Origin of the sequence: Anianabacter salinae, from assembly GCF_019061145.1 — a bacterium.
GTDB classification, from domain to species: Bacteria; Pseudomonadota; Alphaproteobacteria; order Rhodobacterales; family Rhodobacteraceae; genus Anianibacter; species Anianibacter salinarum.
Genome location: NZ_JAHQZS010000003.1, coordinates 277,758 through 302,681 on the forward strand (window position 1 = coordinate 277,758; position 24,924 = coordinate 302,681).

Genomic DNA, 24,924 nt, shown 5'->3' on the forward strand with positions numbered 1-24,924 from the left:
ACGAAGGGAGGACGACCATGACATTCAACAGACGCGCGTTCCTGGGAACATCTGCGATGGCCGCAGCGGTTCTTGCAGCGCCCCGGCTTTATGCGGCAGCCCACGGCGGCAAGCCGAAGGTCGTCGTGATCGGCGGCGGCGCAGGCGGTGCGACCGCAGCCCGCTACATCGCCAAGGACAGCGACGGCGCCATCGACGTCACGCTGATCGAGCCGACGCGGACCTATTACACCTGCTTCTTCTCGAACCTGTATCTGGGCGGCTTCAAGCAGTACGACGATCTTGGCCACAGCTATGGCACGCTTGCCTCCGACTACGGCGTCAACGTGGTGCATGACTACGCCGTCGGCGTGGACCGCGATGCCAAAACCGTGACGCTGGCAAGCGGGGACAGCCTGCCCTACGACCGTCTGGTCCTGTCGCCCGGCATCGACTTTGTCGCAGGCTCGGTTGCGGGCTGGGACGTGTCGGCGCAGAACGCCATGCCGCACGCCTACAAGGGCGGCTCGCAAACCCAGCTTCTGAAGGCGCAGCTTGAAGCGATGCCCGAGGGCGGCACTTTTGTCATGGTCGCCCCGCCGAACCCCTACCGCTGCCCGCCCGGCCCGTACGAGCGGGTGTCGATGGTCGCCTGGTATCTCAGCCAGAACAACCCGACCGCCAAGATCATCATCGCCGACCCCAAGGAAAACTTCTCCAAGCAGGGCCTGTTCGAGGAAGGCTGGCAAAAGCACTACTCGGGCATGATAACCCGGATCGGCCCCGATTTCGGTGGCGGAAACGTCACCGTCGATCCGGCGGCGATGACCGTTGATATCGACGGGGAAGTCATCAACGCGGATGTCGTCAACGTCATCCCGGCGATGAAGGCGGGCCACATCGCTGCCGTCGCGGGCGTGACCGATGGCAACTGGGCGCCGGTCAATCCCGGCGACATGACCTCGAAGATGGACGAGAACATCCACGTTCTTGGCGATGCCTCGGCGCAGGGCGACATGCCCAAGTCCGGCTTCTCGGCCAACAGTCAGGCCAAGGTCGCGGCCATGTCGATCCGCGGCGCGCTGACCGGCAGCCAGGTGTTCCCGGCCAAGTACTCGAACACCTGCTGGTCCCTGATCGCCGAGAACGACGGCGTCAAGGTCGGCGCCAGCTACGAGCCGACCGAGGAGAAGATCGCCTCGACCGGCAGCTTCGTCAGCCAGACCGGCGAGGACGCTGCGCTGCGCGAGGCGACCTATCAGGAATCCGAAGGCTGGTACTCGGGTATCACCGCCGACATGTTCGGCTGACAGGCGTTTCGTAGCAAGTGATCCGCCCGGCCTTGACCCATGTCAGGGCCGGGCTTTTCCGTTCCGCTATCATCCGGCCATCAGTAGAGGAGACACCCCATGAACCGACTGTTCGCCCTTGCCTTTGCAGCTCTTTCCGCCACAGCCACAGCCGCCATCGCGGAAGAGCCCGTCACCTACGCCTTCGACGGCAGTTTCGACGACGCGACATTCGCGCTTGAGAACGCGATCATCGGGCAGGGTCTGGTCATCGACTTCACCAGCCATGTCGGCGAGATGCTGAACCGCACCGGCGCGGATGTCGGCAGCGCCGAGACGATTTTCGATCAGGCCGAGATTTATCTCTTCTGCTCCGCCGTCACCTCGCGCGAGGTGATGGAAGCCGATCCCATGAACATTCAGCACTGCCCCTACGGGATTTTCGTGACCGAGGCACAGGGCGAGGTGATGATCGGGCACCGTGCCTACCCCGACGATACGATGTCGCCGGTCCGGTCGCTGCTGACCGGCATCGTGGAAGAGGCGGGCGGCACGCGCTGACGCGCCGCCCGCGACAAGGTCAGCCGTCGAGCGGGGCGAAGCGGTATCCGTCGCCCGACCGCTCGACGCGGCCAATCCCGCCCTCGGGCAGGTGAAAGCCAACGACTGTCGTGTCGTCAACCGCCAGCCGGTCCATCAGCGCCGTCCGCGTGGCGGCGCCGGTCGCGGGGTCCTGATCGCTTCCGATCTGCCATTCGGGGTGGGCGAAAGACACATGGTGGTTGCCGATGGCATCGCCGATGATGAAGGCCTGCTGCCCGCCCGCGTCCAGCGCAAAGGACATGTGCCCCGGCGTGTGGCCGTAGGTGGCGACCGCCTCGATGCCCGGCAGCACCGTGTCGCCGCCATCGAACAGGGCGATCTGGTCCGCCAAAGCCTCCAGTCGCCGGGCCGCGCCTACGGCAAAGGCCTGCCGCTCGGCGTCGATGGTGTTCACCGTCTCGGGGTTGGTCCAGTAGTCCCATTCCGCCTGGCCCATGTGAAAGGCGGCATTGGCAAAGGCGATGTCGCCGAAGTCGTCCAGCAGTCCCCACAGGTGATCGGGATGGCCATGGGTGAACACGACATGGGTGATGTCGTCGGCGGTGACGCCAATGGCATCGAGGCTGTCCAGCAGCGTGCCCGCCGTCGGCATGAAGGTGTCGCCAGAGCCGACATCGAACAGGACCGTGTTGGTGCCGTCGCGGTAAAGCGTGACGTTGCAGGGCGGCGTCAGCTGATCGCCGGTCACGCCATTCGCTTCAAGAATCCGGCCCGCCTCGGCCTCGGGCAACCCGGCAAGGGTAAAGCTGCGCGGCAACAGAAGCGTGCCGTCGCTGACCGTCGTGAGGGTGGCGTCGCCCATCGCAAGCTCTGCGATGGCGAAGGTCGGTGCGGCGACAAGGCTTCCGGCGGCGGCCATGGACCGGGTCAGGAATTGGCGGCGATACATGATGGGCTCCCTTTGATATTCCAGGATGTGAATATCAGGGCGCGCGCCGGGCGTATACCGCGATTTCCTCCGGGTGATCCCTGTTCGTGCGCTGAAATCGGACTGGGGATTGCCTTGCGCTGACATTAGTATGGCGCCGTTGCAGGCAAGGCGGCGGGACCGGAACGGTATGACAGGCACACAAGACGGTAACCGGCCAGCGCTGATCGGGATCGATTGGGGCACGTCCTCGCTGCGGGCCTACCTGATCGGCGCGGAGGGCCGCGTGATCGACCGGATGGCAACGGGCGAGGGCATCCTGAACGTCCCGCACGGGAATTTCGGCGCGGTGGCGCAGGGCATCCTTTCGCGCTGGGACGACAGGCGACTGCCGGTCCTCGCGTCGGGCATGATTACCAGCCGCAGCGGTTGGAACGAGACGCCGTATCTGACCATGCCGCTGGGCCTTGACGATCTGGCCGCTGCGCTGGTGCCGCTAAAGACCCCCGGCGGCGCCGTGATCCACCTTGTCACCGGCGCGCGCACCGCTTCGGTCGATGCGCCGGACGTGATCCGGGGCGAGGAGACGCAGGCGATCGGCGCGGCAGTCCTGGGGCTGACCGACGCGTCGATCATCCTGCCCGGCACCCACAGCAAATGGATCGAGCTTGGCGGCGGGCGCATCCTGTCCCACGCGACCCACATGACCGGCGAGGTGTTCGCCGTCCTCAAGGCGCATTCGATCCTCGGCAGGATGATCGAGGACGGCCCCCCCAGCCCCGACGACTTTGCGCGCGGGGTGCGGGCGGGGCTGGCCGAGGGCAGGGGCCTGCTGCACGCCCTGTTCCACGCGCGCACCCTGCCGCTGTTCGGGCAGATCGCGGAAGGCGGCGTCGCGGACTACCTGTCGGGGGTTCTGATCGGCTCCGAGATCGCCGGGCAGATGCAGCGCGAGACGAGGGCCAGAACGGTCGTCGTGATCGGCGGTGATGCGCTGGCCGCCCGCTATGTCACCGCGCTGGGTCTGGCGGGAATTGACTCCTCGACCCTGCCCGAGGACACCGTCGCCATGGGCCATTTCCACATCGCCAGAACTGCGGGGCTGCTGCCATGACCGACCTGAGGGCCGCGCTGGCCGTGAACCCGCTGATCGCCATCCTGCGCGGGCTGGACCCGGACAAGGCCGCGCCCGTGGCCGATGTGCTGGTCGATGCGGGGCTGCGGATCATCGAGGTGCCGCTCAACTCGCCCGCGCCGCTCACCTCCATCGAACGGATCGTGGAACGGCACGGCGACAATGCCCTGATCGGCGCGGGCACCGTGCTGACGGCAGAGGATGTCGAGGCCGTCGCAGGCGCGGGCGGGCGGTTGATCGTGGCGCCGAACATGGACCCCGCCGTGGGCCGCGCCGCCACCGAACGCGGGATGCTGTGGTGCCCCGGCGTCGCCACCCCGACCGAGGCCTTCGCGGCGCTCAGCCTTGGCGCGGCGATGCTCAAGTTCTTCCCGGCCGAGATGATCCCGCCCCAAGCCATCTCGGCGATGCGCGCGGTGCTGCCGAAGACCGCCATCGTCGCGGTGGTGGGGGGCATCACGCCGGACACCATGGCGCCCTACCGCGCGGCGGGCGCCGATGCCTTCGGTATCGGGTCTGCGCTGTTCAAGCCGGGCTATGGACTGGACGAGATCGCGGACCGCGCGTCGCGCTTCAGTGACCAGATGCCTCGCGGCTGATCCGCACTTTCGGCTCTGGCAGGCCGCGCACCGGCACCTTCGCGAAATAGGTCGCGCCTTCGCCGTCGTGTGGTGACACCAGCCTCTCGCGTCCCGTGGTGACCATAAGTGTGTCCAGCGCTGCACCGATGAAGCACGGGCAGGTGGACTGCGCCGCCGGGATGGCGATGCTATCCAGAAGCCCGCCGTCTGGCCCGTAGCGCGACACGCGCCCCGCCCCCCACAGAGCAAGCCAGACGCAGCCCTCGGCATCGACCACAGCGCCGTCCGGCGACAGGTCTTGCGCGGCAAGGTCAAGGAACACCCGCGGTGCGCCTGTCGGCCAGCCTTCGGCGTCAAGCGGCTGTGCCATGACCACCTGTGCGGGGGTGTCGGCGTAATAGGCCAGCCGCCCGTCCGGCGCGAAGCAGATCGCGTTGGGGATCGTGATGCCGGTCATCAGCCGTTCCATCTTACCGCTGTGATAGCGATAGATCGCGCCTGCGCCCGTCTCGGCCTTCTTGCCCATCGTCCCGATCCAGAACCCGCCCTGCCGGTCGGCGCGCCCGTCGTTCGACCGGGTGGCGGGGTTGTCCGCCTCCAGAGGCACGACCTCGGACACCTTGCCGCTGGCGATGTCGAACAGCGACAGCGCGGTTTCGCTGGCGATCAGAAGGGTATCCTTGTCCACCCATCCCGCCGCCGAGACATGGCCGTCAAAGCCCCAATCAAGCGGCTGGTCCCCGTCCCGCGACAGCATCCGCTTGCCGAGGATGTCGAACCAGAAGGCCTGCCCGCGCCCCGGGTGCCACAGCGGGCCTTCGCCCAGTTCGCAGATTCGGCTGTCAAAGACCTCGGCGTCCATCGCTATCCCCGCAGGTCGAACGGCAACAGCGCGTCGGGCATGTTCTGATAGCAGACGGGCCGCAGGAAGCGGCGGATCGCCATCGTGCCCACGCTGGTCGCGCCAAAGTTGGTCGAGGCCGGGTAGGGGCCGCCATGCACCATCGCATCCGCAACTTCGACGCCGGTGGGATAGCCGTTGACGAGGATGCGCCCGACCTTGCGCTCAAGAAGCGGCATCAGGGGGCGCGCGACGTCCAGATCGCCGTCGTCCATCTGCAGCGTGGCGGTCAACTGGCCATGCAGCGCGCGGGCGATGTCCCGCATCTGGCCCGGGCCGGAGACGCGGATCACGATGCCAGAGGGGCCGAACACTTCATCGGCCAGATCGGCATTCGCCAGCCAGTCGTCCCCCGTCACGTCAAACAGCGCGGGCGCGCCCTTGCGCCCGTCGCAGTCGTGGCGCAGCCGCGTGCGCACCGCGTCCATCCCAGCCAGCCGGTCCACGCCGCCGCGATAGCCCTTGGCTCCGCCGGTGGTAAGCATCGGCTGCGGCGCGACCGCTGCCAGCGCCGCCTCTGCCGCGTCCAACAGTGCATCCGCCGCCGTGTCCTCGACGATCAGCACGCCAGGGTTGGTGCAGAACTGCCCCACGCCCATCGTAAGCGATCCGGCCCAGGCCGTGCCGATGGCGCCGGCGCGGGCCTCTGCCGCGGCAGGAAGCACGAAGATCGGGTTGATCGAGCCAAGCTCGCCGAAGAACGGGATCGGCTCGGGCCGGGACATCGCCAGATCGAACAGCGCCTTGCCACCCCGGAACGATCCGGTGAAGCCCACCGCGCGGGTCAGCGGATGCGTCACCAGCGCCTCGCCGGCCGCGTTGGTGTTGGACTGGATCAGCGCGAAGACGCCCTTCGGCATGCCGGTTTTCTCGATTGCGGCGCGGATCGCGTCCGCGACGATTTCGCCGGTGCCGGGATGGCCGGGGTGACCCTTGTAGACCACCGGGCAGCCAGCAGCGAGCGCCGCCGCCGTGTCGCCGCCCGCCGTCGAGAACGCCAGCGGGAAGTTCGACGCGCCGAAGATGCCGACCGGCCCGATTGGGCGCTGCACCGACCTGAGATCGGGGCGCGGCAGGGGCTGGCGGTCGGGCAAGGCAGCGTCATGGCGCCGGTCAAGATAGGCACCGTCGCGGATATGACTGGCGAACAGGCGCAGCTGGCCGGTGGTGCGGCCCCGCTCGCCCTCAAGCCGACCTTCGGGCAGGCCGGTCTCGGCGCTGCCCATGGCGGTCAGCGAGTCGCCGCGCGCTTCGATCTCGTCGGCAATGGCCTCGAGGAACGCGGCGCGCTCGTCGCGCGTGGTCCAGCCGTAGGTTTCGAAGGCCGCTTCAGCGGCAGTCATGGCGGCATCGACTTCGGCCTTGACGCCCGAAAGGACTGTCAGGGCCGGGCCTGTCACGGGATCGGACTGGAACGGTGAGCCGCCCTCGGCCCATTCGCCTGCGATAAGATGGCGTCCGGTCAGTTCGGTCATGGTGTCTCCTGCGGGTCAGTCGTGGAAAGGGTCGACCGCAACGTGGCGGCCAAGCATGAAGGCGTCGGCGACATGGACCAGCGGGCGCAGGTCCATGTCCGAGGCGCGCGCGGCGATCAGATCGCCAAAACGCCGGTAGAGCGCGGGGTATTCGCCGGGGCCATCCACCGGTTGTTCGGTGCCGCCAAGGAACAGTCGTGCGCCGCCCTCGGTCAGGTCCAGCCGGCCGCTCTCGGTCTCGACGGCTATCTGCCAGATCTCACCGCTTTCTAGCCGCCAGTCGAACACGGCCGCGACGGTAAGGCCATCCGGCCCGGCAAAGTCCAGATCGGCGGCGATGGGCGTCGCGCAGTTGGACGGGACCGACAGGGTCGCAGCCGTCAGGTGCAGCGGATGGGGCATTATCTCGGTCAGGATCGACAGCGCGTTGATGCCGGGATCGAACACCCCAAGCCCGCCCGGCTGCCAGATCCACGCCTGGCCCGGATGCCATTTGCGCACGTCTTCCTTCCAGTCGATCCGCACCGACGTGATCTTCTTGCCCGAAAGCCATTCCTTTGCGGCGGCAACGCCATTCGCATGCCGTGAATGCCATGTGGCGTGGATCGTGACGCCTGCCGTGCGGGCGGCATCCTGCAGCGCGTGAACCTCGGCCAGTGTCGCGCCGGGGGGCTTTTCAAGCATCACGTCGCGGCCTGCCGCGATGGCTTGCGATGCGGCGGCGTAGCGCACGGCGGGCGGCATGCACAGCGACACCGCGCGGATGTCGGGGCGCGCTGCAAGAAGGGCGGTCAGCGTGTCGAAATTCTCGACCCCGTCGACCCCGCCTGACCGGGACACGGTCGCGGCAAGGCGAAAGGCGGGGTCGGCGGCGATGGCAGGAATATGCTGGTCGCGGGCAATCTTGCCGACGCCGACGATGGCGATGTCAGTGACTGTCACGGGGCACCTCGTTTCCACGGCATCCTTTGAGGAAATCGAAATCCGCGCCGCTGTCTGCGCCTTCGACGTGGTCATGGAACATCCGCGCATAGCCCGACGCGGGCGGTTCGGTTTGCGGTGTCCATGCCGCCAGCCGCTCGGCCAGTTCCGCGTCGGAGATATCCAGATGCAGGCGCCGCGCGGCGACGTCCAGTTCGATCATGTCGCCGTCGCGGACCACGGCCAGCGGGCCGCCAACCGCCGCTTCGGGCGCGGTGTGCAGGATCACCGTGCCATAGGCGGTGCCTGACATGCGCGCGTCCGAGATGCGGACCATGTCGGTGATGCCCTTCTTCAGCACCTTGGGCGGCAGGCCCATGTTTCCGACTTCTGACATGCCGGGATAGCCCTTGGGCCCGCAGTTCTTGAGAACCATCACGCAGGTCTCGTCAATGTCGAGCGCGTCGTCGGCGATCCGGGCCTTGTAGTCGTCGATGTCCTCGAACACGACGGCGCGGCCCCTGTGGGTCATCAGTGCGGGCGTCGCGGCGGACGGCTTGAGAACCGCGCCCATCGGCGCAAGGTTGCCGCGCAGGACCGCGATGCCGCCAGAGGCCGTCAGCGCCTTGTCGGCGGGGCGGATCACGTCCTCGTTCCAGTTCACGGCGTCCTTCACCTCGTCCCAGATCGCGCCGCCCGAGACGGTCAGCGCATCGCGGTGCAGCATCCCGGCCTCGCCCAGCCGTTTCAGGACAACGGGCAGGCCGCCCGCGTAAAAGAACTCCTCCATCAGGTATTTGCCCGACGGCATCAGGTTCACCACGGTCGGCACGTCGCGGCCCAGCCGGTCCCAGTCGTCGAGGGTCAGATCGACCCCGACGCGGCCCGCCAGCGCCAGCACATGCAGCACCGCGTTGGTCGATCCGCCGATGGCGCCGTTCACGCGGATCGCGTTTTCAAAGGCGGCGCGGGCCAGGATGTCGGACGGTTTCAGGTCGTCCTTGACCATCTGCACGATGCGGCGGCCCGACAGTTGCGCCATCACCCGGCGGCGGGCATCCACCGCGGGGATCGCGGCGTTGCCCGACAGCGCCATGCCAAGCGCCTCGGCCATGCTGGCCATGGTGCTTGCGGTGCCCATCGTGTTGCAGGTGCCTGACGACCGGCTCATCGCCTGCTCGGCCTCGAGGAATTCGTCTTGCGTCATCTTTCCGGCCTTGATGTCCTCGGACATCTGCCACAGCGCCGTGCCCGACCCGACCCGTTCGCCCCGGAACCAGCCGTTCAGCATCGGCCCGCCGGTCACGACGATGGACGGGATATCGGTCGAGGCCGCGCCCATCATCAGGCTGGGCGTGGTCTTGTCGCAGCCCACCAGCAGCACCGCGCCGTCGATGGGCTGGGCGCGCATGACCTCTTCCACCGCCATCGCGGCAAGGTTGCGATACATCATCGCCGTGGGGCGGAAGGTGTTCTCGGAGGCCGAGAACACCGGCACCTCGACGGGGAAACCGCCCGCCTCCCAGATGCCCGCCTTCACCTTTTCCGCCAACTCGCGCAGGTGGCCGTTGCACGGGGTCAGGTCGGACCAGGTGTTCAGGATGCCGATCACCGGGCGACCGTCGAACAGGTCGTGCGGATAGCCCTGATTCTTCAGCCAGCCCCGGTGGTAGATGTTGTCGCGGCTGGTGCCGCCATACCACTCTTGCGAGCGCAGCTTGCGGGGCCATTCGGCGGGAACGAAACTCATGGGTAACTCACAGGGCGCGGATTGCGGTGCGGGGCTCGGGGCGCGGGGCGTCGATCTGTTCGAGCGTGTTTCTCAGGGGCAGGCCGAATTCGGGCACCTCGATCTCGAACATGTCGCCTGTCCGCGCCGCGATGCCGTCGGCAAAGGACAGGGTGGCGGTGCCGAACATGTGGATGTGAACGTCGCCGGGCTGCCGGAACAGGTCATACTTGAAATGATGGTGCTCCAGGTTGGCGATCGCGTGCGACATGTTCGCCTCACCGGACAGGAACGGCTTTTCAAAGATAACCTCGTTGCCGCGCCGGATGCGGCTGGTGCCTTCGACGTGTTCGGGCAGAACCCCAATCAGCACCTCGGGGCCGACCGCGCAGGGGCGCAGCTTGGAATGCGCAAGGTAGAGATAATTGCGCCGCTCCATGACGTGGTCGGAAAACTCGTTGGCCAGCGCAAAGCCGACCCGCACCGGGGCGCCATCGGGGGCGATGACGTAAAGCCCCGCGATCTCGGGTTCCTCTCCGCCGTCCTCGGCAAAGCCCGGAGAGGTAAGCGCCGCGCCGGGGGCGACAAGCGCGGTGCCGCTGCCCTTGTAGAACCATTCGGGCTGCACGCCCGCCGCGCCGTTCGCGGGCTTGCCGCCTTCGACGCCCATGCGGAACATCTTCATCGAATCCGTCTCGTCGCCCGTGGCCTTGGCGTGCATCGACGCGCGGGTCGAGGCGCTGCCCAGATGTGTCAGCCCGGTTCCGGTCAGGTGCAGGTGCGCCGGATCGGGATGCAGCAGCGGCGGCAAAAGGCGTCCCTCGTCATAGAGGCGTGGCAGATCGACCGCCCCGGCAAGGCCAAGGCCAAGCACATGCTCTTTCAGCCCGATGCCTTCGGCGGCGCAGTGCATCGCCAGATCGTAGATCGCGCGGTCGGTCCCGACCTCGTAGGCCTCGGTGCCGTCACGGGCGACGACCTGAATGCGCCCGTCGGTCTTTCGGTATTGCGACAGAAGCATTCCAGTCACCCTTTTTTCTTGTTGAGAACGTCGAAGATCACCGCGGCCAGCAGCACCAGCCCCTTGATGACCTGTTGCCAGTCGATGCCGATGCCGAGGATCGACATGCCGTTGTTCATCACACCCATGATGAAGGCGCCGACCACCGCGCCGACGACCGTGCCGACACCGCCCGACATCGACGCGCCGCCGATGAAGACCGCGGCGATCACGTCCAGCTCGAACGTGGCGCCCGCCTTGGGCGTCGCCGTGTTCAGCCGCGCGGCGAACACAAGGCCCGCCAGCGCCGCAAGCATCCCCATGTTGGCGAAGGTGAAGAACGTCAGGCGTTTGGAGTTGATGCCCGACAGCGTCGCCGCCTTTTCGTTGCCGCCGATGGCGTAGATCCGGCGGCCGATGGTGGTGCGGCTGGTGATGAAGGAATAGATCGCGATCAGCAGCGCCATGACGATGAACACGTTCGGCAGGCCCCGGAAATCGGCCATCAGCCAGGTCATGTAGATGATCCCGACAAAGATCAGCGCGGTGCGCGCGGCGAAGAACGAGAACGGCTCGGACGGAACGCCGGTGCGCGCCTCGCGCTGGCGGCCGCGCACGGCCATCAGCACCAGCGCGCTGGCCACCGCCACCCCGATCAGAAGGGACAGAAGGTTGAAGCCATCCATGCCGAAGGGATCGGCGATGAACCCCGACGAGATCAGCTGGAACGTGGGCGGGAACGGCCCGACCGATTGACCGGCCAGAAGCCACAGGGTCAGCCCCTTGAACACCAGCATCCCGGCCAGTGTCACGATGAAGGATGGGATGCGGAAATAGGCGATCCAGAACCCCTGCGCCATGCCGATGATGGCGCCTGCGATCAGGCAGACGACGGCGGCGATGGGGTAGGGGATACCCCAGTTCACGATCATCACGGCGGCCAGCGCGCCGACAAAGCCCAGCACGGAGCCGACCGAAAGGTCGATGTGCCCGGCCACGATCACCAAGAGCATCCCGATCGCCATGATGACGATATACGAGTTCTGCAGGATCAGGTTGGTCAGGTTCACCGGCTTCAAGAGGATGCCGCCCGTGGCGATCTGGAAGAACGCCATGATCGCGATCAGCGCGAACAGGATGCCGTACTCGCGCAGGTGTCCACGCAGGAAGGTCAGCGCACCCTGCGGTTTGCGCCGGGGCGCCTCGGCGGGGGTCGGATCGGTGGTGGTCTGGGTCATGCGGCTTCCCCGGTCTTGATGATGCGGGCCATGATCTTCTCCTGGCTGGCCTCGGCGGTCGGCATTTCGCCCACCATCCGGCCCTCGTTCATGACATAAAGGCGATCGGTGATGCCCAGAAGCTCGGGCATCTCGGACGAGATCACCACGATGGCTTTTCCGGCGCGGGCGAGATCACGGATCACGGTGTAGATTTCGAATTTCGCGCCGACGTCGATGCCGCGCGTGGGCTCGTCGAGGATCAGGATGTCGGGATCGGCGAACAGCCATTTCGACAGCACGACCTTCTGCTGGTTGCCGCCCGACAGGTTCACGGTCTCCTGCTCGATCGAGGACGACCGGATGTTCAGCCGCTTGCGGTAGGTCTCGGCGACTTCGCCCTCACGCCTGCGGTTGACGACCCAGCCATCGGCAACGGCATCGAGCCGCGCCAGCGGCACGTTGCGCCGGATCGTGTCGTCCAGCACAAGGCCATAGGTCTTGCGGTCTTCGGTGGCATAGGCCAGCCCGGCGTTGATCGCGGCGCGCGGGGTGGACAGATCGACCGCCTGGCCGTTCACCAGCGCCTCGCCCGAGATGTCGCGGCCATAGCTGCGCCCGAACAGGCTCATCGCCAGTTCGGTGCGGCCCGCGCCCATCAGCCCGGCGATGCCCAGCACCTCGCCCCGGCGGACGTGAAAGCTGACGTTGTCCACGACCTTGCGCTCTGCGTGCAGCGGGTGGTGCACCGTCCAGCCACGCACATCGAGCGCGATGTCGCCAAGGTTGGCTGTCTCGCGTGCCGGATAGCGGTCGTCGAGCGAGCGGCCCACCATGTCGCGGATGATGTCGTCTTCCGAGATGCCCGCGCTGCAATCCAGCCGCGATACAGTCGCGCCGTCGCGCAGCACGGTGATCGTGTCGGCGACGCGGGAAATCTCGTTCAGCTTGTGGGAAATCAGGATCGAGGTGATGCCGCGCCGCTTGAAATCCAGCAGCAGGTCCAGAAGCTTCTGGCTGTCGGTCTCGTTCAGCGACGATGTCGGCTCGTCCAGGATCAGAAGGCGCACGTCCTTGGACAGCGCCTTGGCGATCTCGATCAGTTGTTGTTTGCCAAGGCCCAGATCGTCCACCAGCGTCTTGGGGCTTTCCGCCAACCCGACCCGCGCCAGAAGTTCGGCGGCGCGCGCCTCGGTCTCGTGCCAGTCGATGATGCCGCCGCGCGCCCGCTCGTTGCCCAGAAAGATGTTCTCGGCCACCGACAGAAGCGGGATAAGCGCCAGTTCCTGATGGATGATGATGACGCCGTCGGCCTCGCTGTCCGAGATGTTGCGATACTGCCGCACGGCGCCGTCGAACATGATGTCGCCGTCGTAGCTGCCGTGTGGATAGACGCCCGACAGCACCTTCATCAGCGTGGACTTGCCCGCGCCGTTCTCGCCGACAAGCGCATGAATCTCGCCCTCGGCGACCTTCATGTTGACGTTGTCGAGCGCCTTGACGCCGGGAAATTCCTTCGTGATCCCGCGCATTTCAAGAATGGTGGACATGGGGCGGACTCCGGGTGGAAAGACCCCGGGCACAAGCGGCCCGGGGCAGTTGGGGCACGCAGGGAAGGCTGCGCGCCCGCTCGGGAGATCACTCGATCTGGTCGCGGGTGTAATAGCCGCTGCCGATCAGAACCTCGTCCCAGTTCGCCGCCGTCACCGGCTGCGGTTCCAGCAGGTAGGACGGAACGACCTTGACGCCGTTGTCGTAGGTCGAGGTGTCGTTGATCTCGGGCTCGCCGCCCTGCAGAAGCGCGTCGACCATGCCCACGGTCACGCCCGCAAGGTTGCGGGTGTCCTTGAAGATGGTCGAATACTGATCGCCGCGCAGGATCGCCTTGACCGACGGGACCTCCGCATCCTGGCCGGTGACGATGGGCATCGCCTTGTCGCCCGAACCATAGCCCACGCCGCGCAGCGACGAGATGATGCCGATGGACAACCCGTCATAGGGCGACAACACGCCGTGGATGTCCTGTTCGGTGTAGTTCGCCGACAGAAGGTTATCCATCCGCGACTGTGCGACCGACCCGTCCCAGCGCAGCGTGCCGACGGTATCCATGCCCATCTGGCCCGACACGACGTTGACCTTGCCGCTGTCGATCAGCGGCTGAAGCACGCTCATGCCGCCGTTGTAGAAGAAGTAAGCGTTGTTGTCGTCGGGCGAGCCGCCGAACAGCTCGACGTTCCAAGTCTCTGCGTCGCCAAAGCGTTCTTCGAGGCCGTTCACGAGATTGGTCGCCTGCTGCACGCCGACCTTGAAGTTGTCGAAGGTGGCGTAATAGCTCACGTCGCCGGAGTCGCGGATCAGGCGGTCATAGGCGACAACGGGGATGTCGAGTGCTGCGGCATTGGCCAGCACGTTGGTCAGCGTGGTTCCGTCAATGGCCGCGATCACCAGCGCGTCGACGCCCTTGGTAATCATGTTCTCGATCTGGGCCAGCTGGTTGGGGATGTCGTCTTCTGCGTATTGCAGATCGGTGGCATAGCCCGCTGCCTCGAACTGCTGGACCATGCTGTTGCCGTCGGAAATCCAGCGGGCCGAGGATTTGGTGGGCATCGCGATCCCGATGGTGCCCTTGTCCTGTGCAAAGGCAGGGGTGACGAGAATCGCGGCGAGCGCCGTCGCGCCAAGAGCGCGTCTGGTGAAATTCATGGTATCCTCCCAAAGTGCAGACAACGCGCCTGCGATGTTCACTCCGCGCCGCAAGCCCTCCTCTACAGGACCGGCGCGAAGTCTGCGGCAGACCTTGCCTCCGCAACCCATATCGGTCAAATTCGAAACAGCGCCCGTAATATACCGAAATTGTCATTTTAAATGGACCACGCTGGCCCCGACACATTGATCCGCAGCGGGCTCAAGTTCGCGCAGCTTCGGCTTCTGGCGACACTTCGCGAGGTGGGCCAGATCGGCGCGGCCGCCCAGCATGTCGGGATGAGCCAGCCCGCCGCCTCGCGCCTGCTGACGCAGTTGGAGGACCTTGTAGGAACACCGCTCTACACCCGCCACGCGCGCGGCGTCGAACTGACCGAGGCAGGGCACTTGCTGGCCGTACAGGCCAAGGCGACGCTGCACGGGCTGGACCTTGCCAACGACCGCATCCGCCAGATGATCGGCGGTGTGCGCGGTCTGGTGCGGGCGGGAACGGTCACCGGCCCGTCGCTGGAAATCCTGCTGCCGGTGATCCGCGAGACGCGGCTGGCCTTTCCCGACCTGGAAATGTCGGTGCAGGTGGATACCTCGGACAAACTGGCCGAGGCGCTGCTTGGCCGAGATCTGGATTTTTACATCGGACGCATCCCGGACGGCGCCGACACCCGGCCCTTCGCCATCAGCATGATCGGCCCGGAGCCCATCGCGCTGGTGGTGCGCAAGGATCACCCGGTGACGCGGCAGGACCCCCAGACGCTTGAGGCGTGCCTGAAATTCGACTGGGTCACGCAGCCGCCCGGTGGCCTGCTGCGGCGCACCGCAGAGACCTATATCCTTGCGCGTGGCCATGCCCTGCCGAAACGCATCCTCAGCACGACATCCAGTCTGTTCACGCTGGCGATGATAAACGAGACCAACGCCATCGCGCCGCTGGCCCGCTCGATGGTGGATTTCTTCGTCGAAAGCGGTTCTCTCGGCGCGCGTCTGGATCGCCTGACAGTGGCCGAGGACATGGTCGTCGCGCCTTACGGAATCGTCACGCGCGCAGGCGACGAATTTCCGCCTTCGGTCGAGCGTATCCTTGGCATGGTCGCGCAGCACGCGCGGCGCAGCGTGCAGGCGGGCCTTGCGTGAAGGCGCAGCCGCCTTACAGCGCGATCCCCGCGACCGATCCGCCGTCGACCCGGTAGTTCGCGCCGACCACGAAACTGGCCTGCTCGGAACACAAGAAGGCGATGGTGGCGGCGACTTCGCCGGGCTTGCCGCGCCGGTCCAGCGCCAGATAGGGGCGGTCAGTCTTCAGGAAGTCGCCGATGGCCTCGTCGCGGCTGGTGCCGTCGCTGTCGGCCTTCTTGTCCATCATCTCGTCGGTCATCGGGGTTTCGATGAACGCGGGCGAGACGCAGTTGACCAGCACGCCGCGCCGCGCGGCGACGCCGCTCAGCCCCTTGGCAAAGTTCAGAAGCCCCGCCTTGGCGACATTGTAGACCGCCTCGTCGGAATACGGCTGCATGGCGTTCTCGGAGCACAGGATCACGACACGGCCCCAGCCGCGATCCTCCATCACGGGCTGGAACACGCGCAGCGTGCGGACGACCGACATGAAGTCCGTCTCCCACGCCTCGTGCCAGTCGGCGTCGGACATGGCCAGCGGAAGACCCTTGGCGCCGGTGACGCCCGCCGCGCAGACCACGATGTCTGGAATGGTAAAGCGCTCCTCGGTGGTCGCGGCCAACCCCTTGACCTGCTTGGGATCGCGCAGGTCCGCCTGAAGGGCCTGCGCGCCGTCGCCAAGCTCGCGCGCGGCCTTTGCCACCTCGTCGCCCTTGAGGTCCACCAGCAGCACTTGCGCGCCCTCGCGCAGCAACACCTCGGCCGTGGCCTTGCCGATGCCCGAGGCGCCGCCGGTGATCAGCGCGGTCTTTCCGTTCAGTCCATAGTCCATCCGTGAGGTCCTTTCAGTTGCTCAGGTCAGGCGCAGGCCAAGATCGTCCAGCACCGCGTTGACGCGGGCGGCCTCGGCAGCGGGCACCAGCGCGGGCGCGCGCCGCCCGTCCAGCGCGTCGAGAAACGGAAGGATGCCGGTGCCCGCATCCAGCGGGTCGAGGCGCAGCCTCTCCGCCGGTGCGCTGGCCCCGCGGGGCGTCAGGGTCATCTCGCCGTCCCGCAGCGAGATCGCGGCAGTAGCGCCGACGACGTCCAGCTCCAGCCGCATCCGAGTGTCGGTCCAGCCCGCTTCGACAAGACCGATTGCACCGTTGGCCAGATGCAGCAGGGCGGCGCCGTGGTCGTCCACCGGCCAGCCAAGCGCGTTGCCGGTCACGGCATGGCCTGCGTGCACCGGCCCAATCATCCAGTTCAGCGCGTCGATCACATGCACCGCCTCATCGACAAAGCCGTCGTAGCAGGCACGGCCTGGATCGGTCATCCAGCAGTCGAGGTCCAGCCAGTCGGCATAGCCCCCGTCATGGCTGAACCGCATCCGCGCCTCAGTCACCACGCCAAGGCGGCCCCGGGTGATCCAGTCCCGCGCCGTTTGCAGCGCCGGGATCGTGCGCAAGAAGTAGCCGGTGTGCAGGAGCACGCCGCTCTCCTCGGCCTGTTCGGCAAGGCAGTGCGCGGCGCGGGCGCTTCCGGCAAGCGGCTTTTCCGAGAAGACCGGCACCCCTGCGGCCAGCGCTGCGGGAATGTCGGCCTCGTGGTGCACGGTCTCGCTGCAGACCACGGCGCCAGCCACATCCAGCCCGGCGAGCGTGTCCAGATCATTGAGGGGGCGGGCGTCCAGATCGCCGCACAGCCGGTCCCTGCGGGCAGGGTCGCGGTCATGGACATGGCCGATCCGTCAGCCCTGCGCCTCGATCTGGCGCAGATGGTCGGGCAGGTGCCCATGCGCTGCGCCCAGCAGGGCAAGCGTTCGGGTCTGATGCGGATCGGCCATTGGCCATACTCCTTTCTCGGGCGCCGTGAGTCAGCGCGTTGCAGCCGCCGCGCCGGAAAGGTTCGCGGGTTGTTGCACCAGCTCGCCGCGCAGACGCGGCAAGGCTTCGGGATAGGTGTCCTGCAACCAGGCGATCAGCTTTTCGCGCACCTCGCAGCGCAGATCCCAAGCCTGCGGCGAGGTGCGCGCGCTCATCAACCCGCGCAGGGCGATGGTGTCCTTGTCGGTGTCTGTGACCTGCAGGTTGATGACGTTGCCGTCCCAGTGGGGCGACTCGCGCACGATTTCTTCCAGCTTTTCGCGCACCTGACCGACCGGCACGGTATAGTCGAGATACCAGAACACCGACCCGATGATGGACGCGCTTTCGCGCGTCCAGTTCTGGAACGGCTGTTCGATGAAGAAGCTGAGCGGCACCACCATGCGCCGCCAGTCCCAGATGCGCACGACGACGTAGGTGGCAAAGATCTCTTCGATCCAGCCCCATTCGCCGTCGACGATCACCACGTCCTCCAGCTGGATCGGTTGGGTTATGGCGATCTGGATGCCCGCGATCAGGTTCGCCAGCACGGGGCGCGCGGCCAGCCCCAGGATCAGGCCCGCCGCCCCTGCGGACGCGAACAGGCTGAGCCCGTATTCCTGCACCGCATCAAAGGTCAGCATCACCGCCGCCACGGTGATGATCCCCAGAAGGATCGTCGCGCTGCGCCGCAGGACACGGATCTGCGTGATGAACTTGCGCGCCGTCAGGTTGTCCTCGGTATCCATCCGGTGCCTGCGGATCGCGCGGTCGCTGAAGGTGCGGGTCAGCAGGATCGCCGTCCAGCCGATCAGCACGATCAGCAGGATCAGGAACAGATGGGCCAGCCAGCCCTGCCAGCGCCACGAAAAGTCGAGCCGCGGCACCACGATGACGAGGGCCGCAAGAACAAACGCCAGCCGCGTCGGCCTGCGCGCGTTGCGCAGCATCGAACCCGCAACGCCGCCGTCGGTGTCGGCCCAGCCGCGAGTCGCCCGGAACAGCGCCGTGTGCAGCGCCAGCGCCAGGATCAGCGCGGCCAGCAGGATGACGCCGGACCCGATCCAGTCGGGTCCGGCGCCAAGAGCGGTCAGCGCGCTTTCCAGGATGCGTGCCGGGGTGTCCATGGCCTCAGGCGAACCAGATCACGAACCCTGCCGTCGCGACGATCAGAACGCCCGCCCATAGCGTGCGGTCCTTCCACAACGGGCTTTCCCAGCGGGTAAAGACCTTGGCGGATTCGCTGCGCGACCAGACAAGGTTGCGAACGTCCTCGCTCGTGTCCTGCCGGGTCATCGCCGAGATGCCGAAATGGACCGCGATGCCGAGGAACATCATGAGCGACGACATCACCGTATAGTGGATCGCAGGCAGGCCCCACGTCTCCCACAGGCCGGTGACTTCCTTGAAGATGAACAGGGGAACCCCGACGATCAGGCCGATGAGGATGGTCCAGAAGGCGCCGTTGCCGTTCAGCCAGGGCACGAACAGTCCCAGGATGAACACCACGACGATGGTCGGGATGACGTAGGATAGCGACGACTGGAAATACTCGAACAGGCTTTCGAAGCTGGCGATCGACGGCGCATAGATCGCGCCGAACACCATGACGAGCCCGGTCACGACGCGCCCCAGCCAGACCTGCCGGTCCTCGTCGATCTTCCAGATCGGCTCCACGAAGTCCTTGACCACAAGCGTCGAGGCCGAGTTGAGCGCCGAGTCGAGCGAGGACATGATCGCGGCGATCAGCGCCGCCAGGATCAGGCCGCGCACGCCGATGGGCATCAGCTCGAACGCGAGGGTCGGGAACGCGAGGTCCGGCGTTTCAAGATCGGGATAAAGCTTGAGCGCGATCAGCCCCGGCAGGATCATCAGGAACAGGTTCGGCAGCTTGAGGAAACCGGCGAACAGGGCGCCGACCTGCCCCTCCTTGAGGTCCTTGGCGCCAAGGGTGCGCTGCACGACGAACTGGTTGATCGACCAGTAGTAGAACCCCAGAAGGACAACGCCCCACAGCCCGGTCCAGGGCAGAAAGTCGTCATCGGCCGGCAGGATCAGCTTGGTCTTTTCCTCGGGCACGTCCACGAACAGCTCTTGCCAGCCGCCGATCTCGTTCAGGCCCAGCCAGAACAGCACCGCGGCGGCCACGATCAGAAGGATCGCCTGCACCGTGTCGGTGACGACCACCGCCGACAGCCCGCCAAGGATGGTGTAGATCCCCGCCACCAGGGCAAGCACCGCGACCGCCGTCCACAGGTTCAATAGGCCCGTGACGTTCGAGATCACCAGCCCGCCCGCATAAAGCGCGCCCGCGGTGTCGATGAACATGATGGCAAGGATGGTGAACAGCGAGAACGCCCGGCGCGAGCGGACGTCATAGCGTTCCTCGAGGAACATCGGCACCGTCGAGATCCTTGCCCGCAGGAACGAGGGCAGGATGAAGATCGCGAACAGGATCAGGACCAGCGTCGCAGTCCATTCGTAGTTGAAGATGACGACGCCGTTGTCATAGGCCCCGCCCATCAGCCCGACAAAGCTGGACCCCGACATGTTCGAGGCAAAGAGCGAGAAGCCGATGAGATACCAGGGCAGACTGCGCCCGGCGAGAAAGTAGTTCTCGGACCCGCCTTCGAGCTTGCGCGAGACATACAGCCCGTGGCCGATCACCCCTATGAAGTAGACCACGACAATGGCGTAGTCGATCCAGCTCAGGTCGAACGTGGCGTTTTCCACTTGGCTCCCTCCCTTGGCGGGTCAAATTGTTCTGGTCGGGCCTCCAGCCGCGCCTCCGATCACGCATCGGTCCCGCGCGGCCGTCCGCCCGACGCCTCTTGAACAGAGACTTGAGCGATAGGTTTCCAAAAAAGTTTGAGCGAGGGGGAGGGAACCACGGCTCTGCCCGGGCGTTACGCGCGATTGCCAAATAGCTGTCATGCAGGGCGCAGCGGCACCGCCAGCGCGGCGCGCCCCGGGGCAAGTGACCAGTTTCTCGTGAGCGGCGCGCAGGGCGTCCGCCGAAAACCTCACCGTAGCGGGTCAGAGGCGTAGCGACACGAGGCCTTCGCGCAGGTGTTGGCGATCAAGCCGATCAGGTTGACAAGGGGGATGCCATGGTAGCGCACCGGACCGTCAAGGTCGCGCGATGCCGGGGTACAAGGCGGGCCCGAACCGGTCGCGCAGCCAAATGAGTGAAATGATTGAAAATAAGACCGTAAGTGGCAGCCCGTAGGGGAGTCGAACCCCTCTTTCCAGGTTGAAAACCTGGCGTCCTAACCGATAGACGAACGGGCCAAAGCCGGTGTGGGGCGGTATCTATTGTCTACGCCGGGGCGTGGCAAGCGGATTTTTCCGCATTTCCGCAATCGTTTTCATCCCGCTTCGGCGGCGTCCTCGAGGCGAAGTTGCGGGCGCAATCTGCCGCCCCAGTCGTTGATTTCCAGCCGTCCGGCAAGGTGGAACCGGGCGCCGCCATGTGCCTCGAGCCGGGGGCCAAGCGCGGTGTCGAAGGCGCCGAAGGCGATGGCGTCGATCTTTGGCCCGATACCGTCCGAAAAGCTGATCTTGAGGTGCTGGTCGCCCACGCGTTTGGCCATGGCGATGCGCTGGTCGGCAAAGGCAAAGCGCGGGGCGGGGGCACTGGCGCCGAAGGGTCCTGCCTGTTCCACGGCCTCGATCAGCTCGACCGTGGCGGCGCCCGTCATCAGAAGGCCGTCCAGCGTCAGATCGCGCGGGCCAAGGCTGCCTGCGCCCTGCTTGTCCAGCAATTCGCCCAGCCGCTCCATCGCCGGTTCCAGCTTGTCCCGGGCCACCGTTAGGCCCGCCGCCATCTTGTGTCCGCCGCCCTTGATGAGCAGTCCTTCAGCGGCCAGCCGGTGGATCTGCGCGCCAAGGTCGATGCCCGAGACCGAGCGGCCCGATCCCTTGCCCTCGTCGCCTTCCAGCCCGATCACGATGGCGGGGCGGTTCGTCGCCTCCTTCAGGCGGGCGGCGACGATGCCGACGACGCCGGGATGCCAGCCCTCGCCCGCCGCCCAGACCAGCGGGCCGTCCAGCCCGCGCGCCTCGGCCTGTTCCATCGCCTGCTCGCGCACACGCGCCTCGATCTCGCGCCGCTCGGTGTTAAGCGTATCAAGCTGCTCGGCCAGCGCCGCAGCCTCGTGCGGATCGAGAGTGGACAGCAGGCGCGCGCCCAGATCCGCCTTGCCGATCCGCCCGCCTGCGTTGACGCGCGGACCCAGAAGGAAGCCAAGGTGATAGGGCGTCGGCGGTCCGTTCTGTCGGGCGATGTCGCACAGCGCGGTCAGGCCCACACGCTCGCGCCGCGCCATCACCTGCAAGCCGGTGCGCACCAGCGCGCGGTTCACCCCGGTCAGCGGCGCGACATCGGCCACCGTCGCCAGCGCCACCAGATCGAGCGCGCGCATCAGGTCGGGCCCGCGCATGCCTTCGGCCCGCATCTGCCGGGTGATCTCGACCAGCATCAGGAACACCACGGCGGCGGCGCAGAGATGCCCAAGCGCGCCGTCCTCGTCCTGCCGGTTGGGGTTCACCACGGCAAGCGCGTCCGGCAGCGTCTCGGCGCCAAGGTGGTGGTCGAGCACGATGACATCCGCGCCCTTCGCCGCGGCGATGGGACCATGCGACAGGGTTCCGCAGTCGACGCAGACGATCAGGTCGTGATCGCGAGCGAGCGCCGCCATGGCGGGCTCGTTCGGGCCATAGCCCTCGTCGATGCGGTCGGGGATATACAGCGTCGCGCGGTGGCCCATGTCGCGCAGCCATGTCAGCAGCAGGGCGGCAGAGGTGCCGCCGTCAACGTCGTAGTCGGCAAAGACGGCGATCCGCTCGCGCGCTTTCAGGGCTGCCAGGAACCGCGTGGCGGCGGCGCCCATGTCGCGCAGGGACAGCGGGTCTGGCAAGAGGTCGCGCAGGGCAGGGGCGAGGAACCCGGCGGCGTCCTCTGCCGTCACACCGCGCCGCACCAGCGTCCGGCACAGCGCCTCGGGCAATTGGGTCGTCTGCACCATCGCCTGGGCCAGCCGGTCGTGATCGGCCGAAGGGCCGACCCAGCGGCGCCCCGTAAGCGAGGTGGTGACGCCCAGAAAGGCCTCGGTCATGTGCCCCCTTACTTTCGCGGGTTGCGGTAGATCATCCGCCGGACCGATCCGGTCTTGGACCGCATCAGCACCGTCTCGATGGTCAGATGCGTTGGCGTGCGCTTGATCCCCGAAACGATGGACCCGTCAGTGACGCCCGAGGCCGAGAAGATGACGTGAGACGTCACCATGTCGTCGCGGGCATAGATGCGGTCGAGATCGGTGATCCCGGCCTTGTCGGCGCGCCCGCGCTCGTCGTCGTTGCGGAACAGTAGCCGCCCCCACATCTGCCCGCCCATGCATTTGAGCGCCGACGCGGCCAGCACGCCCTCGGGCGCGCCGCCCGATCCCATGTACATGTCGATGCCGGTGATGTCGGCCTCGGCGCAGTGGATCACGCCCGCAACGTCGCCGTCGGTGATAAGCCGGATCGCCGCGCCGGTGGCGCGCAACTCTGCAATCATGTCCTCGTGGCGCGGACGCTCCAGCACGCAGACGGTGATGTCCGCTGCGGCACAGCCCCGCGCGCGGGCCAGCGCCGTGACCCGCTCGGACGGGCTCATGTCGAGCGAAACCACGTCATCGGGATAGCCCGGACCGACCGCCAGCTTGTCCATGTAGACGTCGGGGGCGTGCAGCAGCGTGCCGCGCGGTGCCATCGCGATCACAGTCAGCGCGTTCGGCATGTCCTTGGCGGTCAGCGTGGTGCCTTCCAGCGGGTCAAGCGCGATGTCCACCTCGGGGCCCTTGCCGTTGCCGACCTCTTCGCCGATGTAGAGCATCGGCGCCTCGTCGCGCTCGCCCTCGCCGATCACCACCGTGCCGCGAATGTCGAGAAGATTCAATTGGTTGCGCATCGCGTTCACGGCGGCCTGATCGGCGGCCTTTTCGTCGCCGCGCCCGACCAGTTCGGCAGATGCAAGCGCCGCCGCCTCTGACACCCGGGCGAGGCCCAGCGACAGCATCCGGTCGTGAAATTCGATCTTTTCAGCCATTTTTCTAAATCCTGTATCCAACCCTGCGCGCACCGCTACAGCTACCCCGCAAAGACGGCGTGACACAAGCTGTGCGGGCGATGGTCAGGGGCCATGTTCAGGGGCCGGGTTCAGACCGCCTCGATGCGGATCGCCACAGGATCGCCTTCGACGACGCCGGTGCCGGACATCGCGGTCAGCGCAGCATCGAGCGCGTGGCGCGGGGTCTTGTGCGTGACGATCAGAACCGGGGCGGTTGCCTGGTCGTGCTGGTATTGCCGCATCCGGTCGATCGAGATGCCGTTCTCGCCCAGCACGGTCGCCACCTTGGCCAGCGCGCCCGGCTTGTCGAGAAGGTTCATCCGCAGATAGAACGGTGCGGGCACACTGGCCTGCGCCGCGGTCGCCGTGACCAGCGCCGAGGCAGGCTTGCCGAAGGTCGACACCCGGATGCCGCGCGCGATGTCCAGAACGTCGGACATCACCGCGCTGGCGGTCGGGCCTTCGCCCGCGCCCGCGCCCTGAAGCACGATCTGCCCCGCCGCGTCGCCTTCGAGGACGACCATGTTCGTCGGCCCCTCAAGCGTGCCCAGCGGCGAGAAGGCGGGCACAAGGCAGGGCGACATGCGCTGTTCCAGCCCGCGCCCGGTCATCTGCGCGACCCCCAGCAGCTTGATCCGGTAACCCATGTCGCGGGCCTGTTCGATGTCGGTGATGGTGATGCGCTCGATCCCCTCCAGCTCGACCGCGCCGAAATCGACGCGGGTGCCGAAGGCGATGGAGGACAGAAGCGCCAGCTTGTGGCCCGCGTCGATGCCGCCGACATCCAGCGCCGGGTCGGCCTCGAGGTAGCCAAGCGCGTTGGCCTCGTCGAACACCTCGTCATAGGTGAGGCCTGCGCTCTCCATCCGGGTCAGGATGTAGTTGCAGGTGCCGTTCATCACGCCCATCACGCGCTGCACCTCGTTGCCGGCCAGCCCCTCGGTCAGCGCCTTGACGCAAGGGATGCCCCCCGCGACGGCAGCCTCGAAGCGGATCACCCGGTTCGCCGCCTCGGCGGCTTCGGCCAGCGCCTGCCCGTGGATGGCGAGCATCGCCTTGTTGGCGGTCACGACATCCTTGCCTGCGGCGATGGCGGCTTCGGTCGCGGCCTTGGCCGGGCCGTCCGACCCGCCCATCAACTCGACGAAGACGTCGATGTCGTCGCGGCGGGCCAGCGTCACGGGATCGTCTTCCCAAGCGTAGTCGTTCAGGCGCACGCCGCGATCCTTGTCGCGGGTGCGGGCCGATACGGCGCTGATCGTGATGCTGCGTCCGGTGCGCTCGGCCAGAAGATCGGCGCGGCGCTGGACGATCTTGACGACACCGGCACCCACGGTGCCGAGACCCGCAATGCCAAGGCGCAGGGGGGTGGTCATGGGCGGCTCTCCGTCATCAGGCACAAAACTTTGCGCCTGTTAGCCGCTTGGGGACGGGGGTGCAACGGGCGCGGCGCGCGC

General features: G+C 66.8%; 21 protein-coding genes and 1 tRNA gene. 5 read left to right on the forward strand and 17 right to left on the reverse strand.

All coding sequences use genetic code 11. The annotated features are described in order from the left end of the window. Positions 1 to 17 precede the first annotated feature (17 nt). Both KTJ87_RS10335 and KTJ87_RS10340 read left to right on the forward strand, forming a co-directional pair. On the forward strand, positions 18 to 1,289 hold the full coding sequence (locus KTJ87_RS10335) for an NAD(P)/FAD-dependent oxidoreductase (RefSeq protein ID WP_267139040.1): 1,272 nt from the start codon (positions 18 to 20) through the stop codon (positions 1,287 to 1,289). A gap of 99 nt (positions 1,290 to 1,388) precedes the next feature. Then, positions 1,389 to 1,829, forward strand: coding sequence for a DUF302 domain-containing protein (locus tag KTJ87_RS10340; RefSeq protein ID WP_267139041.1), 441 nt, complete (start codon positions 1,389 to 1,391; stop codon positions 1,827 to 1,829). A gap of 19 nt (positions 1,830 to 1,848) precedes the next feature. Here KTJ87_RS10340 and KTJ87_RS10345 read toward each other — a convergent pair whose 3' ends face one another. After that, positions 1,849 to 2,760 carry an MBL fold metallo-hydrolase gene (locus KTJ87_RS10345; RefSeq protein ID WP_267139042.1) on the reverse strand — a complete coding sequence of 304 codons (912 nt, stop codon included), beginning with the start codon at positions 2,758 to 2,760 and terminating at the stop codon, positions 1,849 to 1,851. 169 nt (positions 2,761 to 2,929) lie between these two features. Between KTJ87_RS10345 and KTJ87_RS10350 the strand changes: the two genes are divergently transcribed. Next, the gene (locus tag KTJ87_RS10350; RefSeq protein ID WP_267139043.1) at positions 2,930 to 3,853 is read left to right on the forward strand and encodes a 2-dehydro-3-deoxygalactonokinase; all 924 of its coding nucleotides are present in this window, start codon (positions 2,930 to 2,932) and stop codon (positions 3,851 to 3,853) included. Continuing rightward, positions 3,850 to 4,473 carry a 2-dehydro-3-deoxy-6-phosphogalactonate aldolase gene (locus KTJ87_RS10355; protein WP_267139044.1) on the forward strand — a complete coding sequence of 208 codons (624 nt, stop codon included), beginning with the start codon at positions 3,850 to 3,852 and terminating at the stop codon, positions 4,471 to 4,473. The genes KTJ87_RS10350 and KTJ87_RS10355 overlap by 4 nt, the downstream gene beginning before the upstream one ends. Here the strand turns inward: KTJ87_RS10355 and KTJ87_RS10360 are convergent. The 8 genes from KTJ87_RS10360 to chvE form a co-directional block, all read right to left on the reverse strand. Further along, a complete protein-coding gene (locus tag KTJ87_RS10360; RefSeq protein ID WP_267139045.1) occupies positions 4,448 to 5,317 on the reverse strand; it encodes an SMP-30/gluconolactonase/LRE family protein in 870 nt (289 codons plus the stop codon). The two genes, KTJ87_RS10355 and KTJ87_RS10360, sit on opposite strands and share 26 nt — an antisense overlap. A gap of 2 nt (positions 5,318 to 5,319) precedes the next feature. Beyond that, positions 5,320 to 6,831, reverse strand: coding sequence for an aldehyde dehydrogenase (NADP(+)) (locus tag KTJ87_RS10365; protein WP_267139046.1), 1,512 nt, complete (start codon positions 6,829 to 6,831; stop codon positions 5,320 to 5,322). 15 nt (positions 6,832 to 6,846) lie between these two features. Continuing rightward, entirely contained in the window at positions 6,847 to 7,773 is a 927-nt protein-coding gene (locus tag KTJ87_RS10370; RefSeq protein ID WP_267139047.1) for a Gfo/Idh/MocA family protein, read from the reverse strand. After that, positions 7,760 to 9,502 carry an L-arabinonate dehydratase gene (araD, locus tag KTJ87_RS10375; protein WP_267139048.1) on the reverse strand — a complete coding sequence of 581 codons (1,743 nt, stop codon included), beginning with the start codon at positions 9,500 to 9,502 and terminating at the stop codon, positions 7,760 to 7,762. Before araD ends, KTJ87_RS10370 begins: the two co-directional genes overlap by 14 nt. 7 nt (positions 9,503 to 9,509) lie before the next feature. Beyond that, positions 9,510 to 10,502, reverse strand: coding sequence for an AraD1 family protein (araD1, locus tag KTJ87_RS10380; RefSeq protein ID WP_267139049.1), 993 nt, complete (start codon positions 10,500 to 10,502; stop codon positions 9,510 to 9,512). A gap of 5 nt (positions 10,503 to 10,507) precedes the next feature. Continuing rightward, the gene (gene mmsB, locus KTJ87_RS10385) at positions 10,508 to 11,719 is read right to left on the reverse strand and encodes a multiple monosaccharide ABC transporter permease (protein WP_267139050.1); all 1,212 of its coding nucleotides are present in this window, start codon (positions 11,717 to 11,719) and stop codon (positions 10,508 to 10,510) included. Next, complete coding sequence (mmsA, locus tag KTJ87_RS10390) at positions 11,716 to 13,248, reverse strand: multiple monosaccharide ABC transporter ATP-binding protein (protein ID WP_267139051.1); 1,533 nt, start codon at positions 13,246 to 13,248, stop codon at positions 11,716 to 11,718. Before mmsA ends, mmsB begins: the two co-directional genes overlap by 4 nt. A gap of 88 nt (positions 13,249 to 13,336) precedes the next feature. After that, on the reverse strand, positions 13,337 to 14,401 hold the full coding sequence (chvE, locus tag KTJ87_RS10395) for a multiple monosaccharide ABC transporter substrate-binding protein (protein WP_267139052.1): 1,065 nt from the start codon (positions 14,399 to 14,401) through the stop codon (positions 13,337 to 13,339). Positions 14,402 to 14,563: 162 nt separating this feature from the next. Here chvE and KTJ87_RS10400 point away from each other — a divergent pair, with 162 nt between their 5' ends. Beyond that, a complete protein-coding gene (locus KTJ87_RS10400; RefSeq protein WP_267139053.1) occupies positions 14,564 to 15,532 on the forward strand; it encodes a LysR family transcriptional regulator in 969 nt (322 codons plus the stop codon). A gap of 13 nt (positions 15,533 to 15,545) precedes the next feature. On the opposite strand, the gene KTJ87_RS10405 is transcribed toward KTJ87_RS10400, so the two are convergent. The 8 genes from KTJ87_RS10405 to KTJ87_RS10440 form a co-directional block, all read right to left on the reverse strand. Then, positions 15,546 to 16,343 (reverse strand): SDR family NAD(P)-dependent oxidoreductase, encoded by a 798-nt coding sequence (locus tag KTJ87_RS10405; RefSeq protein WP_267139054.1) that lies wholly within the window; start codon positions 16,341 to 16,343, stop codon positions 15,546 to 15,548. 21 nt (positions 16,344 to 16,364) lie between these two features. Beyond that, positions 16,365 to 17,237, reverse strand: coding sequence for a Gfo/Idh/MocA family protein (locus KTJ87_RS10410; RefSeq protein WP_267139256.1), 873 nt, complete (start codon positions 17,235 to 17,237; stop codon positions 16,365 to 16,367). 129 nt (positions 17,238 to 17,366) lie between these two features. Further along, positions 17,367 to 18,482 carry a mechanosensitive ion channel family protein gene (locus KTJ87_RS10415; protein ID WP_267139055.1) on the reverse strand — a complete coding sequence of 372 codons (1,116 nt, stop codon included), beginning with the start codon at positions 18,480 to 18,482 and terminating at the stop codon, positions 17,367 to 17,369. Positions 18,483 to 18,486: 4 nt separating this feature from the next. Then, positions 18,487 to 20,088 carry a sodium:solute symporter gene (locus KTJ87_RS10420; protein WP_267139056.1) on the reverse strand — a complete coding sequence of 534 codons (1,602 nt, stop codon included), beginning with the start codon at positions 20,086 to 20,088 and terminating at the stop codon, positions 18,487 to 18,489. A 483-nt stretch (positions 20,089 to 20,571) separates the two neighbouring features. Next, positions 20,572 to 20,646, reverse strand: a tRNA-Glu gene (locus KTJ87_RS10425). A gap of 77 nt (positions 20,647 to 20,723) precedes the next feature. After that, positions 20,724 to 22,472, reverse strand: coding sequence for a single-stranded-DNA-specific exonuclease RecJ (gene recJ / locus KTJ87_RS10430; RefSeq protein ID WP_267139057.1), 1,749 nt, complete (start codon positions 22,470 to 22,472; stop codon positions 20,724 to 20,726). Positions 22,473 to 22,480: 8 nt separating this feature from the next. Continuing rightward, the gene (glpX, locus tag KTJ87_RS10435) at positions 22,481 to 23,446 is read right to left on the reverse strand and encodes a class II fructose-bisphosphatase (protein ID WP_267139058.1); all 966 of its coding nucleotides are present in this window, start codon (positions 23,444 to 23,446) and stop codon (positions 22,481 to 22,483) included. Between the two features lie 110 nt (positions 23,447 to 23,556). Further along, positions 23,557 to 24,843: a homoserine dehydrogenase gene (locus KTJ87_RS10440; protein WP_267139059.1), complete on the reverse strand. Its 1,287-nt coding sequence runs from the start codon at positions 24,841 to 24,843 to the stop codon at positions 23,557 to 23,559. Positions 24,844 to 24,924: the final 81 nt, after the last annotated feature.

Coding starts and splice junctions, on each gene's coding strand:
- KTJ87_RS10440 (WP_267139059.1), bottom strand. CDS start 24,843: ATGACCACCCCCCTGCGCCTTGGCATTGCGGGTCTCGGCACCGTGGGT.
- mmsA (WP_267139051.1), bottom strand. CDS start 13,248: ATGTCCACCATTCTTGAAATGCGCGGGATCACGAAGGAATTTCCCGGC.
- KTJ87_RS10340 (WP_267139041.1), top strand. CDS start 1,389: ATGAACCGACTGTTCGCCCTTGCCTTTGCAGCTCTTTCCGCCACAGCC.
- KTJ87_RS10400 (WP_267139053.1), top strand. CDS start 14,564: ATGGACCACGCTGGCCCCGACACATTGATCCGCAGCGGGCTCAAGTTC.
- KTJ87_RS10415 (WP_267139055.1), bottom strand. CDS start 18,482: ATGGACACCCCGGCACGCATCCTGGAAAGCGCGCTGACCGCTCTTGGC.
- KTJ87_RS10355 (WP_267139044.1), top strand. CDS start 3,850: ATGACCGACCTGAGGGCCGCGCTGGCCGTGAACCCGCTGATCGCCATC.
- araD (WP_267139048.1), bottom strand. CDS start 9,502: ATGAGTTTCGTTCCCGCCGAATGGCCCCGCAAGCTGCGCTCGCAAGAG.
- KTJ87_RS10350 (WP_267139043.1), top strand. CDS start 2,930: ATGACAGGCACACAAGACGGTAACCGGCCAGCGCTGATCGGGATCGAT.
- chvE (WP_267139052.1), bottom strand. CDS start 14,401: ATGAATTTCACCAGACGCGCTCTTGGCGCGACGGCGCTCGCCGCGATT.
- glpX (WP_267139058.1), bottom strand. CDS start 23,446: ATGGCTGAAAAGATCGAATTTCACGACCGGATGCTGTCGCTGGGCCTC.
- KTJ87_RS10365 (WP_267139046.1), bottom strand. CDS start 6,831: ATGACCGAACTGACCGGACGCCATCTTATCGCAGGCGAATGGGCCGAG.
- KTJ87_RS10335 (WP_267139040.1), top strand. CDS start 18: ATGACATTCAACAGACGCGCGTTCCTGGGAACATCTGCGATGGCCGCA.
- recJ (WP_267139057.1), bottom strand. CDS start 22,472: ATGACCGAGGCCTTTCTGGGCGTCACCACCTCGCTTACGGGGCGCCGC.
- araD1 (WP_267139049.1), bottom strand. CDS start 10,502: ATGCTTCTGTCGCAATACCGAAAGACCGACGGGCGCATTCAGGTCGTC.
- KTJ87_RS10345 (WP_267139042.1), bottom strand. CDS start 2,760: ATGTATCGCCGCCAATTCCTGACCCGGTCCATGGCCGCCGCCGGAAGC.
- KTJ87_RS10405 (WP_267139054.1), bottom strand. CDS start 16,343: ATGGACTATGGACTGAACGGAAAGACCGCGCTGATCACCGGCGGCGCC.
- mmsB (WP_267139050.1), bottom strand. CDS start 11,719: ATGACCCAGACCACCACCGATCCGACCCCCGCCGAGGCGCCCCGGCGC.
- KTJ87_RS10360 (WP_267139045.1), bottom strand. CDS start 5,317: ATGGACGCCGAGGTCTTTGACAGCCGAATCTGCGAACTGGGCGAAGGC.